12 protein-coding genes are annotated in these 15,213 nt (G+C 56.7%); 9 read left to right on the top strand and 3 right to left on the bottom strand.

Annotated elements, in window-relative coordinates; all coding sequences use genetic code 11:
• The first annotated feature begins 252 nt into the window (after window positions 1–252).
• Window positions 253–4,029 carry a dermonecrotic toxin domain-containing protein gene (locus GHN92_RS14480; RefSeq protein WP_372239748.1) on the top strand — a complete coding sequence of 1,259 codons (3,777 nt, stop codon included), beginning with the start codon at window positions 253–255 and terminating at the stop codon, window positions 4,027–4,029.
• A gap of 2 nt (window positions 4,030–4,031) precedes the next feature.
• Entirely contained in the window at window positions 4,032–4,217 is a 186-nt protein-coding gene (locus tag GHN92_RS14485; RefSeq protein ID WP_153380440.1) for a hypothetical protein, read from the top strand.
• An 8-nt stretch (window positions 4,218–4,225) separates the two neighbouring features.
• Here GHN92_RS14485 and GHN92_RS14490 read toward each other — a convergent pair whose 3' ends face one another.
• Complete coding sequence (locus GHN92_RS14490; RefSeq protein WP_095002819.1) at window positions 4,226–5,620, bottom strand: class II fumarate hydratase; 1,395 nt, start codon at window positions 5,618–5,620, stop codon at window positions 4,226–4,228.
• 192 nt (window positions 5,621–5,812) lie between these two features.
• Between GHN92_RS14490 and GHN92_RS14495 the strand changes: the two genes are divergently transcribed.
• The 7 genes from GHN92_RS14495 (at window position 5,813) to GHN92_RS14525 (ending at window position 13,697) form a co-directional block, all read left to right on the top strand.
• Window positions 5,813–6,328 carry a DUF2059 domain-containing protein gene (locus GHN92_RS14495; protein ID WP_095002818.1) on the top strand — a complete coding sequence of 172 codons (516 nt, stop codon included), beginning with the start codon at window positions 5,813–5,815 and terminating at the stop codon, window positions 6,326–6,328.
• A gap of 11 nt (window positions 6,329–6,339) precedes the next feature.
• Window positions 6,340–6,636: a BolA family transcriptional regulator gene (locus tag GHN92_RS14500; RefSeq protein WP_095002817.1), complete on the top strand. Its 297-nt coding sequence runs from the start codon at window positions 6,340–6,342 to the stop codon at window positions 6,634–6,636.
• Window positions 6,637–6,750: 114 nt separating this feature from the next.
• Window positions 6,751–7,689 (top strand): rhodanese-related sulfurtransferase, encoded by a 939-nt coding sequence (locus tag GHN92_RS14505; RefSeq protein WP_095019032.1) that lies wholly within the window; start codon window positions 6,751–6,753, stop codon window positions 7,687–7,689.
• Between the two features lies 1 nt (window position 7,690).
• A complete protein-coding gene (locus GHN92_RS14510; protein ID WP_095002815.1) occupies window positions 7,691–8,326 on the top strand; it encodes a DsbA family protein in 636 nt (211 codons plus the stop codon).
• Between the two features lie 28 nt (window positions 8,327–8,354).
• Window positions 8,355–10,136, top strand: coding sequence for an ABC transporter ATP-binding protein (locus GHN92_RS14515; RefSeq protein ID WP_169916727.1), 1,782 nt, complete (start codon window positions 8,355–8,357; stop codon window positions 10,134–10,136).
• A 270-nt stretch (window positions 10,137–10,406) separates the two neighbouring features.
• On the top strand, window positions 10,407–12,866 hold the full coding sequence (locus GHN92_RS14520) for an EAL domain-containing protein (protein WP_095038548.1): 2,460 nt from the start codon (window positions 10,407–10,409) through the stop codon (window positions 12,864–12,866).
• Between the two features lie 45 nt (window positions 12,867–12,911).
• Window positions 12,912–13,697 carry a TenA family transcriptional regulator gene (locus GHN92_RS14525; RefSeq protein ID WP_095019029.1) on the top strand — a complete coding sequence of 262 codons (786 nt, stop codon included), beginning with the start codon at window positions 12,912–12,914 and terminating at the stop codon, window positions 13,695–13,697.
• A 74-nt stretch (window positions 13,698–13,771) separates the two neighbouring features.
• On the opposite strand, the gene GHN92_RS14530 is transcribed toward GHN92_RS14525, so the two are convergent.
• Together GHN92_RS14530 and mupP are read right to left on the bottom strand one after the other, a co-directional pair.
• Window positions 13,772–14,512: a YciK family oxidoreductase gene (locus GHN92_RS14530; protein WP_095002811.1), complete on the bottom strand. Its 741-nt coding sequence runs from the start codon at window positions 14,510–14,512 to the stop codon at window positions 13,772–13,774.
• Between the two features lie 27 nt (window positions 14,513–14,539).
• The gene (gene mupP / locus GHN92_RS14535) at window positions 14,540–15,211 is read right to left on the bottom strand and encodes an N-acetylmuramic acid 6-phosphate phosphatase MupP (protein ID WP_095002810.1); all 672 of its coding nucleotides are present in this window, start codon (window positions 15,209–15,211) and stop codon (window positions 14,540–14,542) included.
• Window positions 15,212–15,213: the final 2 nt, after the last annotated feature.

The following is a 15,213-nucleotide window of genomic DNA, read 5'->3' on the forward strand; positions in this document are numbered from 1 at the left end:
CTCCGGGTTTCTGTTCAGATCAGGTGACTGTCGATCACTTGGGATGAACGCTTTCATGTCCGAAAACAACCACACCCTTAACGCTGACCAGTACCTTTCATTTGGCAGCCTGTCTATCAATTTGCCCGGTACTCTGCGAGAGCGAAAAGTCTCACGCTACGAAGCAAGCCTGCAGTCATTTATAGGCACTGCTGATCAGGCGATGACTCGCTTGGCCGCTTACCGGGATACTCATGAGCAGGCTCTGACCCAGTGTGCCGACACTCAACAGGCAACGGGGCCGAGTCTCAGGGCACCGACTTCTGGACCCGGCTGGATGCCGGCGGGCTTAGTCTGTTGCAGCGTTTGTCTACGGGCAGGTCGCGCAGCTTGCTGGCCGAAGCACAGTTGCAAGTGTATGAAGGCCGGTTGAGCGAATCTGCGTATCAACAGATAAAAGAAGTTGTCAGCGAACCCTGGTCTTCACTGCGCGGGCAAAGTGTCAGCTGCGTTTGCGACCTGTCCCTGGGCACCTCGCAACGCTCTTATTTGCTGCAGGGGGCGATGGTGATAACTCGTCAGCCTGCGCTTGATGACCATCAACATCCGGAGCCCGTATTTCTGTTCGTTCCGGGCAATGCGGGCGGTTTGCAAGCATTCACTTCCGTGGCTCAGCTCAAGACCCAACTGGCCCGCAGCGTTCGGGCCGATCCGGACGGGTTCTGGCTCGGCCATGTTTCGCTGAAAAACCGCGCTGCTGCTCGGGCAGCGATAATGCTCGAGGGTACTGAAAGCCCCGTTATCCTGCGTGTGCTAGATGGTCATGCCTTCAGTCTGGGGGTTGAGGATCAAATCGCCGGTTATAAAGAAATTGCTTCGCTTATAGCCAGGGGCCAGTTGTTGTACAGCGAATCGACGGTTGCGCAGTCTCTTGAGCGCTTGCGTCTGGAAACCGCACAAAACCTGCTGGCACCGGGCAATGAGGCCCGTGAACAGGGCATTGACCTTGTGGCGGAACAATTGCGTACGGCACAGGCTACGCAGGACTTGCCGGACTGGTTGCTGCGGGCATCGGTCGAAGAGCGGGCCGAATATGCCAAGGGACTTGTGGTTTACGCACGTAATGCCCTTTGGCTGGAGGACGATCTTAACCGTCATCTGCCGTCATTCGAGGTGTTTACCCGCGATAAGCTGGCTGAGCGGCTCAAGGCCGATTTAAAACGAGATATCGATCCGGATGCGGTCAGGGTCGATATGCCCGATCGGGTCATCGTTGAGGTGTTGCAAACGAGCGAGAGGGCCGAGCGTCCGCATCTGGCGGGCGATACGTCGGAAAGCATAGCGATCACCGGCTTTTCAACCTGGGATGACGTCAGTCTTGCGCGTCACACCTTCAGCTTGTCCGAGCTTGCTCGCAAGAATATTGATGTGAATGACGAACAGCAGATGCTGCGTCTCAAACACAGCTACTTCACTCTGGATGGCGTGGATACCAAGGCGCTGGGTATTGACCTTAAGTATCTGCTCAAAACCATTCCGGATCTGGATGTTGCCATGCTTTACAGCATGAGGATCACCCGTGCTTTTCTGGGTCGCACAGTAGGGGGTAGCCAGCCCGGAGCTCCCGATATTGCCAGGCGACTGGGAGTGTTCAGGCAAGCCATCAACCTAGAGGCCTGGGTCGCACGTCAGCGCAGCCACCTGTCAGAGCGGGGGTACAGGCTGGCGCAGGCAGCGACCGCACCCGGCAATGGTAATCACAAACCTGACGCCGAATTCGACATCGAATACCGTTATACCTGGTTACGCTCACCAGACCGGGGGGACAGTTCCTATACCGAACAAGCCTTGATCGGGGTGTCTGTGGTGCATGACAAAACCTCGGGGCTGGCGCTGATGTATCTGGCGGGAGCTCCGGGTAATCAGAAGTTCTTCGAAGGTTCCGGGTTCCAGCATCTGATTGAACGTCTCTCCAATCATGTGCTGCTCAACAGGGAGCTGCTCACCTACTTCGCAAACAGTACAGAGACCGGTTCGAGCGTTGCGCGGAATATTCAGAACATCAATGCCATTTTGCGTGTCGGAACTTACGGTTTTCTCGTGATTGACCCGGTCAAGGCGTCCCATGTATCCCTGACAGACATGCAGTACCTTGCACGCATGGGGCGGCTCAAGGAGCAGGTCTATGGCTCCTCCAGATCGGCGCTGGATATCGAGCGCCGTCAGATGGAGCGTATTGCGCAGCGGGATCTGAGCTACATAAAGATTGGCCTGTCGGTTATTCCGGGTATTGGCACAACCATTGGTGTCTATGACGGCTGGAATGACGCATCTGCGGCCATCAATGCGTTTGCCCGAGGCGATTACAAGGCGGGAGCGTGGCTGGCTTTCTCTGCCGCGCTTAATTTGGGCGAGGCGGTTCTTACGCTCGCACCTCTGGTGGCGCGCCCCAGAGCAGTAAGCGCAGTGCTGGGCAGCCTGGATGAAACGGTGACCAAGGCCGTAGCAACCCTATATGACGCAGGGTGGAGAGCCAGTAAATCGTTGCAGAAAAAACGCCTGAAGGACCTATTGCCGTCTGTCACTTCCCGCAAGCCCTGGCGTACCAAGGCATTCGAGGGCTATGAGGTCAAAGTCCCGCTCTATGACGCCGTGAGGCTCAGGGGGAAAAACGAAAATGTCTATCTCTTGAATAACAAGATGTACATTCAGATCGATGAAAAAGTGTACGAAGTGTACCGTCGCTCAGGTGAGAAAACCCTTCGCCTCAAGGCGCGCCCGCCCAAGAACTATGAACCGCCGATCAGGATGGATGCACGGGGGCGCTGGGAGTATCACGCCGATGTCGGGGGCAAGGGAGGGGCGCCGTTTCCGGAGCTGGAAGAGCTGATTGTTGATTCAACCCCCGTTACATCCACGCGCAAGGTTCCTGATGGATACGCTGTGACGGCCGCGGTTACCCCGGCGCCAATTCCTGCCGTACATCCTCAAGGCGTCGAGTCGATGGACAGGGTGGTTATCGGCCATCGGGATTTGTTTGTTTCCAGCGAACTTGATAGTGCAGGCAATTTTGGAATCTATCGTATTGATCCTGCTGATCCGACCCGACTGCAGGCTCAGGGTGTATTAACGCCCGAAGGGGTATATCGCCTCACCGATCAACCTCTAGTCTCCGGTAGCGATCTATTTGAAGAAGTCGCCGAAGATTTTGTCTTTATGGACAACAAGTTCTATCGGGTGCAACTGGATACTGAGCAGTTTTCCTGGAAAGTGGTGCGCACGGGTGATGAGGGTAGCAGCACGCTGTTTATCGAAAGTGATGGGGTATTTGATCCGGTCACACAACGGTTGGTCATCAGCAACTGGCACCTGATGCCAAGGCTCGGAGAACATCCCAGTCTGGAGGCCCTGGTGCGCCAGGCGCTTGACTTGCCTGCAACCGGTTTTGACCACGAAGTCTATGCATTTTTGCGCAACTACACGCGCCAGATCATCCAGTCTGTCGACACACAGGTGATACGGGCACCTGATGTGCTGGAGCTGGAGCGTCTGTGTGAGCAGAGCCTGCGCCGCAAGCAATTCCCGGTGGGCAGGCTGGACGAAGCCTTGACGGCCATGGCCAACAAGCAGCCCCTGCCGATCTGGGCACCGGTCTATGACGAACTGCAGGGTATGCGCTTGGTGTTCCCGACGACATCCGGAAGGTATTACAACATTGATGCCGTGCGTCAATTGCGCAGTCATATGTCGATCCGCGATCTGGATGTGGAGGTTGCCGCCCTTATTGACAACTATGCAGCAATGCGTGCCGGATTGATCTCTACGTTTAATATGAGAACGACTCTGGCCAAAAGCGTCATGCAGTTGGTCTTGAAAAAGCGTGGCTACACATTGCTTGATGGCGGTCGCTACAAAGTGGGGGCTGCCGGTTTCGGTATGGTGCTACGTGGTCCCAATGGTGATCTGTATCTGATGGAAGTCAGGCATATACGGCCTACCGGCAACACCTGGGGGCATGTTTTTTTGATCGTGGATCCGCGAGCAAACTAGTCATGATGTCTGATGAATGGGTCGATGTCGTCGTGCGAAAATCCTTGGAGGAAGTGCCATTCAATCCTGCAGCTGTGGCAGTACAGCAAGCCAGGGCAGATGGCCGCTTGTTCAAACTGGTTGGCACCATCACCCCCGACAAGGAAGTGATGGTGTTCAAGGTTGCAACCCCGGGCCCAGGATTGTAAAAAACCGCCTAGCCGTGCTTGCCCGCGCCCAGCATGTTTTCAGGACGAACCCACTGGTCAAACTCGGCGTCCGTGAGGTAGCCCAGTTCCAGTGCTGCTTCGCGCAGGGTCAAACCTTCGGCGTAGGCCTTTTTGGCAATCTCGGCTGATTTGTCATAGCCGATATGGGGGTTGAGTGCGGTCACCAGCATCAGGCCGCGCTCCAGGTGTTCGGCCATTTTGGCGGCATCGACCTCAAGCCCGGTGACGCAGTGTTTGAAAAAGTTGCTGCAACCGTCTCCCAGCAACTGGATGGATTGCAGCAGGTTGTGAATGATCACCGGTTTATAGACGTTCAGTTGCAAATGCCCCTGGCTTGCAGCAAAACCGATGGCGACATCGTTGCCCATCACCTGGCATGCCAGCATCGACAAGGCTTCGCACTGGGTCGGATTAACCTTGCCCGGCATGATCGAACTGCCCGGCTCATTGGCGGGCAGTTTGATTTCGGCCAGCCCGGCGCGGGGGCCGGAACCCAGCAGGCGGAAGTCATTGGCCAGTTTCATGAGGGTAACGGCCAGTGTTTTGAGGGCGCCTGACAGGGTGGTCAAGGGCTCGTGGCCGGCCAGCGCGGCAAATTTGTTCGGCGCGGTCACAAATGGCAGGCCAGATAACGCAGCCAGTTCAGCGGCAATCGCTTCGGCAAAACCGTGGGGTGCATTCAGCCCGGTGCCCACTGCGGTCCCCCCCTGTGCCAGCTCGCACACTGCGGGCAAGGCCGAACGTATGGCTTGCTCGGCGTAGTCCAGCTGCGCGATATAGGCTGAGAGCTCCTGGCCGAAGGTGATCGGCGTGGCGTCCATCATATGGGTGCGGCCGGTCTTGACCAGTTTCATATGCCGTGCCGACAACTCGGCCAGGCCTCCTGCCAGTTCATTGATCGCAGGCAGCAAATGATTGTGCACAGCCTTGGCGGCGGCGATATGCATGGCGGTGGGGAAGCAGTCGTTGGAGCTTTGCGAGCGGTTGACATGGTCATTGGGGTGGACTGGCGACTTGCCGCCACGGCCTTTGCCCGCCAGTTCATTGGCGCGTCCTGCAATGACTTCGTTGGCGTTCATGTTGCTCTGTGTACCGCTGCCTGTCTGCCACACCACCAGCGGGAACTGGTCGTCGTGTTCACCGTTGAGCACTTCATCGGCGGCCTGTTCGATCAGGCGGGCGATATCGGCAGGCAAATCACCGTTGCGGTCATTGACCCGCGAGGCAGCCTTTTTGATCAAGACCAGGGCATGCAGAACCGCCAGCGGCATTTTTTCGTTGCCGATGGCAAAGTTGATCAGTGACCGCTGTGTCTGCGCCCCCCAATAAGCCTCATCGGCCACGCTTACTTCACCCAGGCTGTCGGTTTCGATACGGCTCATCGGCTCTTTCTCCTTGAAGTCTGACCTGACAGCTTAGGCGTTGATTCACACTAAGGGTTCAATCTTGCGTTTTCGGTGCTTTTGGTCGGCTGATGAGAACGTCTATCAGTGTCGGGGTTGAGTGACACACTTTATTAGGCGCAGAATGGCCGCCCTTGGGGTTAAACCTCGCTTGCTAGAAAAGGAAACTCGATGACCCGTCTTCGCGCCATCTGTACAGCGGTAGCTCTGGTTTGCGCCAGCGGCCAGGTTTTCGCCGATGCAGCTAGCCACGCTGCCAGTGCTGAAACGTTCCTGAAACTGGCACATGCCGATAAGCTGGGTACCCCGGTGTATATGCAAGTGCAGCAAATGTTCGCTCAGCGTTTCGAGCAAACCAAAGCACCAGCCTCCAAGAAAGCCCTGCTGGAAACTTACCAGGCCAAAGCCAACACCGCTCTGGATCAAGCCATTGGCTGGAACAAGCTGAAGCCGGACATGGTCAAGCTCTACACCACCAATTTCACCGAGTCTGAGCTCAAGGACCTGGTAGCGTTCTACCAGTCGCCTCTGGGCAAGAAAGTGCTGGAAAAAATGCCGCAACTGACCCAGCAATCGGCACAAATGACCCAGGCCAAACTGGAAAGTGCAGTGCCGGTTGTCAACAAGCTGCTAGAAGACATGACAGCCGAGCTGGAGCCAAAAGCGGCCCCGGCCAAAAAGAAGTAAGCGGAGCCTGAATGAGCATGCAACAGCGTATTGAAGCGGCGCTAGGCGCTCTGCAACCCGAGCACCTGAGCGTGCTGGATGAAAGCCATATGCACAGTCGTGGGTTGCAGACCCACTTCAAGGCAGTGGTGGTCAGCGAGCAGTTCGCCGGGCTCAACAGCGTCAAGCGTCATCAAAAGGTCTATGCCACCCTGGGTGACCTGATGGGTGAGTTCCATGCGCTGGCTTTGCACACGTACACGCCTGAGGAATGGGCGAAAATCGGCACGGCCCCGGCATCGCCGACCTGTGCTGGCGGTGGGCACTGAGTTGGCGTAATCCGCCTGCTTTTTGTTAGAATCCGCAACGCGCCGCTTCGTCGGCGCGTTTTTTTTTGCGCCCGGTTCACCCTTTACGAGGGTAGCCACCTGGAGATTGATGCGATGACTTCGCCTGTTGTTGTAGCTGCACTGTATAAATTCGTCACCCTTGAGGACTACGTCGAGCTGCGTGAGCCACTGCTCAAGGCCATGGTCGACAACGGTATCAAGGGCACCTTGCTGATCGCCGAAGAAGGCATCAACGGTACGGTATCCGGCAGCCGTGAAGGTATTGACGGGCTGATGGCCTGGCTCAAGACTGATCCGCGCATGGTCGATATCGATCACAAGGAATCCTACTGCGATGACCAGCCGTTCTATCGGACCAAGGTCAAGCTCAAGAAAGAAATCGTCACCCTCGGTGTTGAAGGCGTGGACCCGAACAAGAAGGTCGGGACCTATGTCGACCCCGAGAACTGGAATGCGCTGATCAGCGATCCAGAGGTGTTGTTGATCGACACCCGCAACGATTACGAGGTTTCGATCGGTACGTTTGAAGGCGCTATCGACCCGAAAACGACCAGCTTTCGCGAATTTCCCGACTATATCAAAGCCAATTTCGACCCTGCCAGGCACAAGAAAGTCGCGATGTTCTGCACCGGCGGCATTCGCTGTGAAAAGGCTTCGAGCTATATGCTCAGCCAGGGTTTTGACGAGGTTTATCACCTCAAGGGCGGTATCCTGAAGTACCTCGAAGAGGTACCCCAGGAAGAAACCAAATGGCAGGGCGACTGCTTTGTATTTGATAACCGCGTTACCGTGCGCCATGACCTCAGCGCCGGCGAATACGATCAGTGCCATGCCTGCCGCACCCCGATCAGCCTCGCTGATCGCGAGTCCGAGCACTATCAACCCGGTATCAGTTGCCCGTATTGCTGGGACAGCTTGAGCGAGAAAACCCGTCGCAGCGCCATTGATCGCCAAAAGCAGATCGAGCTGGCCAAGGAGCGTAATCAGCCGCACCCGATCGGTCACAACTACCGTAAAGCTGCCGAGGCCTGATATGACAGCGCGCCTGCTCTATGTGATGGATCCAATGTGCTCCTGGTGCTGGGGTTTTTCGCCCATCGCCCAGGCGCTGGTTGAGCAGGCGCAGGCCGCAGGCGTTGAGTTGCATCTGGTAGTGGGAGGTTTGCGCACCGGCAGTGGCTCGGCGCTTGAGCCTGCTACGCGGCGCTATATTCTTGAGCACTGGCAGGCGGTCACAGAGGCCACCGGGCAACCTTTCAACTTCGAGGGGGCTTTGCCCGACGGCTTTATCTACGACACCGAACCTGCCTGCCGGGCTATTGTCGCGGTACGCAGCCTTGCCCCCGATTGCGCCTGGAAGCTGGTCAAACTGATACAGCAGGCGTTTTACGTACAAGGCCGTGATGTGACCCAGGCCAGTGTGCTGGTCGAACTGGCTGAAATCGCGGGAGTGCCGCGTATCGAATTTGCTGCCGCTTTTGACTCTGCCGAGCAGCATGCAGCGACAGCCGCGGATTTTACCTGGGTGCAGGATCTGGGGATTGCCGGTTTTCCGACCTTGCTTGCCGAGCGCAACGGCCAGCTGGCGTTGTTGACCAACGGCTATCAGCCGCTTGCGCCCTTGTCTGACTTGCTTGCTCGCTGGCTTGAACGCGCTGCACGTGTTTGATCCTTCTGCTGTACCGCCTGCGGCTGCGGTGACGGATCGCCTGACCTGGGCCGAAATCCGCCGCCTGGCTCTGCGCCATAAAAAAGCCCTGTGGCTTGCCAACGGCGTTGCCGTGCTGGCGACCCTGTGCAGTGTGCCGATCCCCTTGCTTCTGCCTTTGCTGGTGGACGAGGTGCTGTTGGGTAACGGGGACGCTGCGCTGAAGATCATGAACCACTGGCTGCCGACTGCGTGGCAAAGCGCGGCAGGCTATATCGGCCTGATGCTGGCGATTACCCTGTTGCTGCGCTGCGGTGCTTTGCTGTTTAACGTGCTGCAGGCGCGGCTGTTTTCGCGGCTGGCCAAGGACATTGTGTTTCGCATTCGCCTGCGCCTGATCGAACGCTTGAAGCGAATATCACTGGCCGAGTACGAAAGCCTGGGCAGCGGCACGGTGACGACTCATCTGGTCACCGACCTCGATACGCTCGACAAGTTTGTCGGAGAAACCCTGAGCCGATTTTTGGTGGCGATGCTCACTCTGGTGGGCACTTCGGCGATTTTGTTGTGGATGCACTGGCAGCTGGCGCTGCTGATTTTGCTGTTCAACCCGCTGGTGATTTACGCCACGGTGCAGTTGGGCAAGCGGGTCAAGCACCTGAAAAAGCTTGAAAACGACAGCACGGCGCGCTTTACCCAGGCCCTTACCGAGACGCTGGATTCCATCCAGGAAGTGCGTGCAGGTAACCGTCAGGGCTTTTTCCTGGGCCGTCTGGGGTTACGGGCGCGAGAAGTGCGGGACTTTGCCGTGGCTTCACAGTGGAAGAGCGATGCCTCCAATCGCGCCAGCGGTTTGTTGTTCCAGTTCGGGATCGATATTTTTCGAGCCGCCGCGATGTTGACGGTATTGTTTTCGGATCTGTCGATCGGTCAGATGCTCGCAGTGTTCAGTTATCTGTGGTTCATGATCGGGCCGGTTGAGCAGTTGCTCAATTTGCAATATGCCTTCTATGCCGCTGATGGCGCCGTTACGCGGATCAATCAGTTATTGGCGCGCAACGACGAGCCACAATACCCCGGCGGCGCCAATCCATTTGTGGGGCGACAGACGGTCGGCATCGAAGTGCGTGACCTTAGCTTCAGCTATGGCGACGAAAAGGTACTCGATCACCTTAACCTGACCATTGCTCCTGGTGAGAAGGTGGCCATTGTCGGCACTAGCGGTGGTGGTAAAAGCACCCTGGTGCAACTGTTGCTGGGCTTATACACGCCGCAGTCGGGGAGTATCCGCTTTGCTGATGCCAGCCAGCCCGAAATCGGCCTGCAGACCATTCGCGAGCATGTGGCGGTGGTGCTGCAACACCCGGCATTGTTCAACGATACCGTGCGTGCCAATCTGACCATGGGCCGTGAACGAACCGATGAAGCGTGCTGGCACGCCCTGCAAATCGCTCAGCTCGATGGCACCATTGATGCGCTGCCCCAGGGCCTGGACAGCATCGTGGGGCGTTCGGGGGTGCGTTTGTCCGGCGGTCAGCGTCAGCGCCTGGCGATTGCGCGCATGGTATTGGCCGAACCCAAGGTGGTGATCCTCGACGAGGCCACCAGTGCCCTGGATGCTGCCACCGAATACAACCTGCATCACGCTTTGGGAAAATTTTTGAGCGGGCGCACAACTTTAATCATCGCTCACCGTTTATCTGCGGTAAAACAGGCTGACCGGGTGCTGGTGTTTGATGGTGGGTGCATTGCCGAAGAGGGCGATCACCAGCAGTTGATTGCAGAGGGTGGGCTCTATGCCAAGCTCTACGGGCATCTGCAGCAGACGTGATGTCGCAGGGTTGTGGGGGCGAGCCTGCACGCGAAAGCCCATGAACATCGCAGTTATCCGGCCAATACACGGTATTGCTCACGATCTTCTCGAGCAGGTTCTTTTGCACAGGCGCATTGCTTGCTTCAATGAACATAATGATGCGGCTGCACGCTTATTGAAGATTTAGATCGGCTCAGACTACTCAATTTTTGAAAAATTGGCCTAGGCTGACTTGTAGTGAGATTTTCTCTCTGGTTTTCATTTGACTCCATGAAGCAAAGGGAACTCATGAAATCTAAACGCCCCCTTGGTACACCACGCTTATTGGGCATTGTTTGGCCTTTTATTGCTGTCGTGCTGTTCCAGGCGTTATTGGGGTGCGTGAGTCTGTATATGCTTTCTGCCGTGAGGAGTTATGTCGGTGGCGAAAGTTTATGGTCCAAGGGGCAGAAGGACGCCATCTACTTTCTCTATCTGTATTCCGATACCCATGACCCGGTTTATTACGAAAAATACACACAGGCCATAAGTGTTCCCCAGGGCGACCATAAGTTACGCCTGGCGATGGATGAGTCCCCACCCAATGAAGTCGCTGCCCGCGAAGGCATTCTGCAGGGCGGCAACAGCGCGCAAGATGCCTCGAGCATTATCTGGTTTTACCGCTACTTCCGCCATGTAAGCTATATGGAAACCGCCATCGAGAAGTGGGCCATAGGTGATGCTTACCTGCTCAAGCTCGACAATCTGGCCCAGGAGATGCACAAGGCCATCCTCGCCGGCAATGCCGATGCTGCGGAGTCCCAGCGCTGGGAAGACGAGATTTTCGCCATCAACGAGGGTATTGCGCCTTCTGCCAAGGCTTTCAGTGATGCGCTGGGTGAAGGCTCGCGCTTTATCTGGCGGTTGCTGGTGGTCATAAACCTGGTCACGGCGGTGGCGCTGATCCTGCTGGTACTCAAGCGCACCCATAAAGTGCTCAAGCAGAGCCGTGCTTTTGCCGAGGCGCTGCAGCTGGAAAAAGAGCGGGCGCAAATCACCCTGCAGTCGATTGGCGACGGTGTTATCACCACCGACGTCAATGGCGCGATTGCCTATATGAACCCTGCGGCCGAGAACTTGACCCAGTGGAAGTCCGAGCAGGCGCAAGGCATTTCCCTGGCTGCGCTGTTCAAGTTGCTCGATGACAACGATCAGGACGAAGGCCCCAGGTTGGTCGAGCGTATTCTCACTGGCGAGCTGAGTAACAGTCGCGAGCACTCCCGGCAGATTCAACGCATGGATGGTAGTACCGTTGCGGTAACCCTTGTGGGTGCGCCGATCCTTCACGATGGCGATGTCAGTGGCGCAGTGCTGGTGCTGCATGACATGACCCAGGAGCGCCAGTACATTGCCAACCTGTCCTGGCAGGCGACCCATGATGCACTGACCGGGCTGGCCAACCGGCGTGAGTTCGAATACCGCCTGGAGTTGGTACTGAAGAACCTGGGGCGCCAGCAGGGCCGGCATGCCCTGATGTTTCTTGATCTGGACCAGTTCAAGCTGGTCAATGACACCTGCGGTCACGCGGCGGGTGATGAGCTGTTGCGGCATATTTGTACCTTGCTGCGTACCGGCCTGCGTGAAGGCGATACCCTGGCCCGGCTGGGTGGGGATGAGTTTGGCATCCTGCTGGAAAACTGCCCGGTGGACATGGCGGAAAAAATCGCCGGCGGTTTGCGTCAGGCGGTGCAAAGCCTGCATTTTGCCTGGAAAGGGCGCCCTTTCATGAGCACCATCAGCATCGGCCTTGTGCATATCCATAAAGCGCCAGTCACCCTTGAGTCTTTGATGCGGGCTGCGGACATGGCCTGTTATATGGCCAAGGAAAAGGGCCGCAACCGGGTGCAGGTTTATCATGTGGATGACACGGAGTTGTCATTGCGCTTTGGTGAAATGGCCTGGGTACAGCGCTTGCATGTCGCACTGGAAGAAAACCGCTTCAGTCTGTATGCCCAGGAAATAACCCCCCTGGGACCTGTGCAGGACGGGGGCGGGCATATCGAGATTCTGTTGCGCCTGCAAGATGAAAACGGTCGCATTGTATTCCCCGACAGTTTTATTCCTGCGGCGGAACGTTATGGCTTGATGAGTTCGATAGACCGCTGGGTGGTCGAAAATGTGTTCAGGATCATTGCGGAATGTTCAGCCCAGGCGGGTGGGCGGCCAATGGCCATGTGTGCGATCAACCTGTCTGGGTCAACCATTGGCGATGATGACTTTCTTGCGTTTTTGCATGAACAATTTGACTGTTACGGCGTGTCGCCAAAACTCATCTGTTTTGAAATTACTGAAACCAGTGCAATTGCCAACCTGGGTAATGCCATCCGTTTTATCAATGATCTTAAAACCCTGGGTTGTCACTTTTCGCTGGATGACTTTTGTGCCGGGATGTCCTCATTTGCCTATTTGAAACATCTTCCTGTCGACTTTTTGAAGATCGACGGCAGTTTCGTCAAGGACATGTTGGACGACCCGATCAATCGTGCCATGGTTGAAGTCATTAATCATATTGGCCATGTCATGGGCAAACGCACGATTGCCGAGTTTGTTGAAAGCACACAGATTGAAGAGGCCTTGATTGAAATCGGCGTTGATTATGCGCAGGGCTATATTGTCCAGCGGCCACAGTTATTCACGTTCGATAGTTTGTTGCAGCGTCCTCAGCGTGCCCGGGCGTTGACATTGAAGTCCCCGGGCACGTTGCGTTGATCTGTTCTACATTTCTAAAGTCTATTATCAAAAAGGATTTGGATTGTGAGTGAAGTCTTCAACCGAACGGGGCCTCTTATGGAGGAAGCCAGTTACCCCCAGTGGGCCCGGCAGTTGATTCGGGACTGTAGCGAAAGCAAACGTCGGGCAGTCAAACACGAAATTTACAAGCGCATGCGTGACAACACCTTGAGCCCCAGAGCAATGCGCATGTTTCTCGTGGGCGGCTGGCCGGTGGTCGAGCAGTTTTCGTTGTACATGGGCCATAACCTGGGCAAGACCCGCTACGGGCGTCACCCCGGCGAAGACATGGCCCGCCGCTGGCTGATTCGCAATATCCGGGTCGAGCTTAACCATGCCGACTATTGGGTGAACTGGGCGCTGGCGCATGGGGTCAGCCTTGAAGACCTCAATGCCCAGGACCTGCCTGCCGAGTTTCAGGCGCTGAACGACTGGTGCTGGCATAGCTGTTCCAAGGATTCGCTGGCCGTGGCGATGGCTGCCACCAACTACGCCATCGAGGGTGCCGTGGGTGAGTGGGCGGCGATTGTCTGCTCAGCCGATATCTATGAAGAGTCGTTTGCGGTCGATCAACGCAAGCGCGCGATGAAGTGGCTGAAGATGCACGCCCAGTACGATGACGAGCATCCCTGGGAGGCGCTGGAAATTGTCTGTACCCTTGTGGGAATGAATCCGAGCCAGGAGCAGATCACTGAACTGCGCAAAGCCATCTGCAAGAGCTACGATTATATGTATCTGTTTCTGCAAAGTTGCCTGTTGTTCGACAAGGCCGCTGTGGCGCGTGAGCATCGGGAACTGGTCGAGAGCTGAACACCGGCTTTTCAGTGCATAAAAAAACCGCGGACTGCATGGGATGCAGCCCGCGGTTTTTGTTTGTTGCCCTGTTACTGTGCGTTGAAAGCCTGGCCGTTGATCCCGGTACTGTCCGGGCCCATCAGGTACAGGTAAACCGGCATGATTTCGTGTGGCTCTGGATTGTTCTCCGGGTTTTCACCCGGATAGGCCAGGGCGCGCATGCTGGTGCGGGTCGCGCCGGGGTTGATGCTGTTGGCACGTACCGGGGCCACGCCGTCGACTTCGTCGGCCAGGGTTTGCATCAAGCCTTCGGTGGCGAACTTGGAGACGCCATAGGCACCCCAGTAAGCACGGCCTTTGCGCCCGACACTGCTGGAAGTGAAGATCACCGAGGCGTCCTGCGACAGCTTGAGCAGGGGTAGCAGGGTGCTGGTGAGCATAAACATGGCATTGACGTTGATATGCATCACGCGCATGAAATTTTCCCCCGACAGCTGCTCCAGCGGCGTGCGCGGACCAATGATCGAAGCGTTGTGCAGCAGCCCGTCAAGGCGGCCGAACTCGGTCTCGATCATGGCGGCCAGCTCATCGTATTGATGGGGTTGGGCGGTTTCGAGGTTGAACGGGATAACCACTGGCTGCGGATGGCCCGCAGCTTCGATTTCGTCGTAGACCTGGCTTAGGTTGGCTTCGGTCTTGCCCAGCAGCAATACGGTTGCGCCGTGTGCGGCATAGGTCCTGGCTGCAGCAGCGCCGATGCCGCGACCGGCGCCGGTAACCAGGATCACCCGATCCTGGAGCAGGTTGGGGCGGGCTGAATAATCAAACATAAAAAACCTCAACAAAATCGGTCATCGTTAGCAGCTGCACATCGCGTTATCCAGCACTTTGCGCAGTTCGGCCGGATGATCGACCACCACGTCCGCACCCCAGTGATCAGGGTTGTCGTCAGGGTGGATATAACCAAAGCGCACGGCTGCAGTTTTGGTCCCGGCATCGCGCCCGGACTCGATATCGCGCAGGTCATCGCCTACAAACAGTACGCTGGCCGGGTCAAGGTCGAGCATTTTGCAGGCCAGAATCAGCGGCTCGGGGTCCGGCTTGCTGTTTTTGACGTGATCGGGGCAAATCAGCAGCGCCGAGCGCTCGGCCAGGCCCAGGCGTTCCATGATTGGCTGGGCGAAGCGCACCGGTTTGTTGGTGACGACGCCCCACACCAGATGGGCCTTTTCGATATCGGCGAGCAACTCTTCCATGCCATCAAACAGCTTGGTATGGACTGCGCAATCGCGCTGATAGCGCTCCAGGAACTCCTGACGCAGCTCTTCAAAGCCAGGTGCGTCAGGGTCCATGTTGAAGGTCGCTGCTACCATGGCGCGTGCACCGCCGGAAATCTCGTCGCGGATAAGTTTGTCTGCGACGGGAGGCAGGTCGCGATCGGCGCGCATGGCCTGGCAGATGGCGATAAAGTCCGGCGCGGTGTCGAGCAGGGTGCCGTCCATGTCAAAAAGAACTGCTCTTAAACGCATGT

Origin of the sequence: Pseudomonas sp. FSL R10-2964, from assembly GCF_009600035.1 — a bacterium.
Classification (GTDB): Bacteria; Pseudomonadota; Gammaproteobacteria; order Pseudomonadales; family Pseudomonadaceae; genus Aquipseudomonas; species Aquipseudomonas bubulae.

What these genes read in the sequence shown, in the direction of transcription:
- GHN92_RS14485 (WP_153380440.1), top strand. Translation starts at nt 4,032, where the DNA reads ATGATGTCTGATGAATGGGTCGATGTCGTCGTGCGAAAATCCTTGGAG.
- GHN92_RS14490 (WP_095002819.1), bottom strand. Translation starts at nt 5,620, where the DNA reads ATGAGCCGTATCGAAACCGACAGCCTGGGTGAAGTAAGCGTGGCCGAT.
- GHN92_RS14495 (WP_095002818.1), top strand. Translation starts at nt 5,813, where the DNA reads ATGACCCGTCTTCGCGCCATCTGTACAGCGGTAGCTCTGGTTTGCGCC.
- GHN92_RS14500 (WP_095002817.1), top strand. Translation starts at nt 6,340, where the DNA reads ATGAGCATGCAACAGCGTATTGAAGCGGCGCTAGGCGCTCTGCAACCC.
- GHN92_RS14505 (WP_095019032.1), top strand. Translation starts at nt 6,751, where the DNA reads ATGACTTCGCCTGTTGTTGTAGCTGCACTGTATAAATTCGTCACCCTT.
- GHN92_RS14510 (WP_095002815.1), top strand. Translation starts at nt 7,691, where the DNA reads ATGACAGCGCGCCTGCTCTATGTGATGGATCCAATGTGCTCCTGGTGC.
- GHN92_RS14520 (WP_095038548.1), top strand. Translation starts at nt 10,407, where the DNA reads ATGAAATCTAAACGCCCCCTTGGTACACCACGCTTATTGGGCATTGTT.
- GHN92_RS14530 (WP_095002811.1), bottom strand. Translation starts at nt 14,512, where the DNA reads ATGTTTGATTATTCAGCCCGCCCCAACCTGCTCCAGGATCGGGTGATC.
- mupP (WP_095002810.1), bottom strand. Translation starts at nt 15,211, where the DNA reads ATGCGTTTAAGAGCAGTTCTTTTTGACATGGACGGCACCCTGCTCGAC.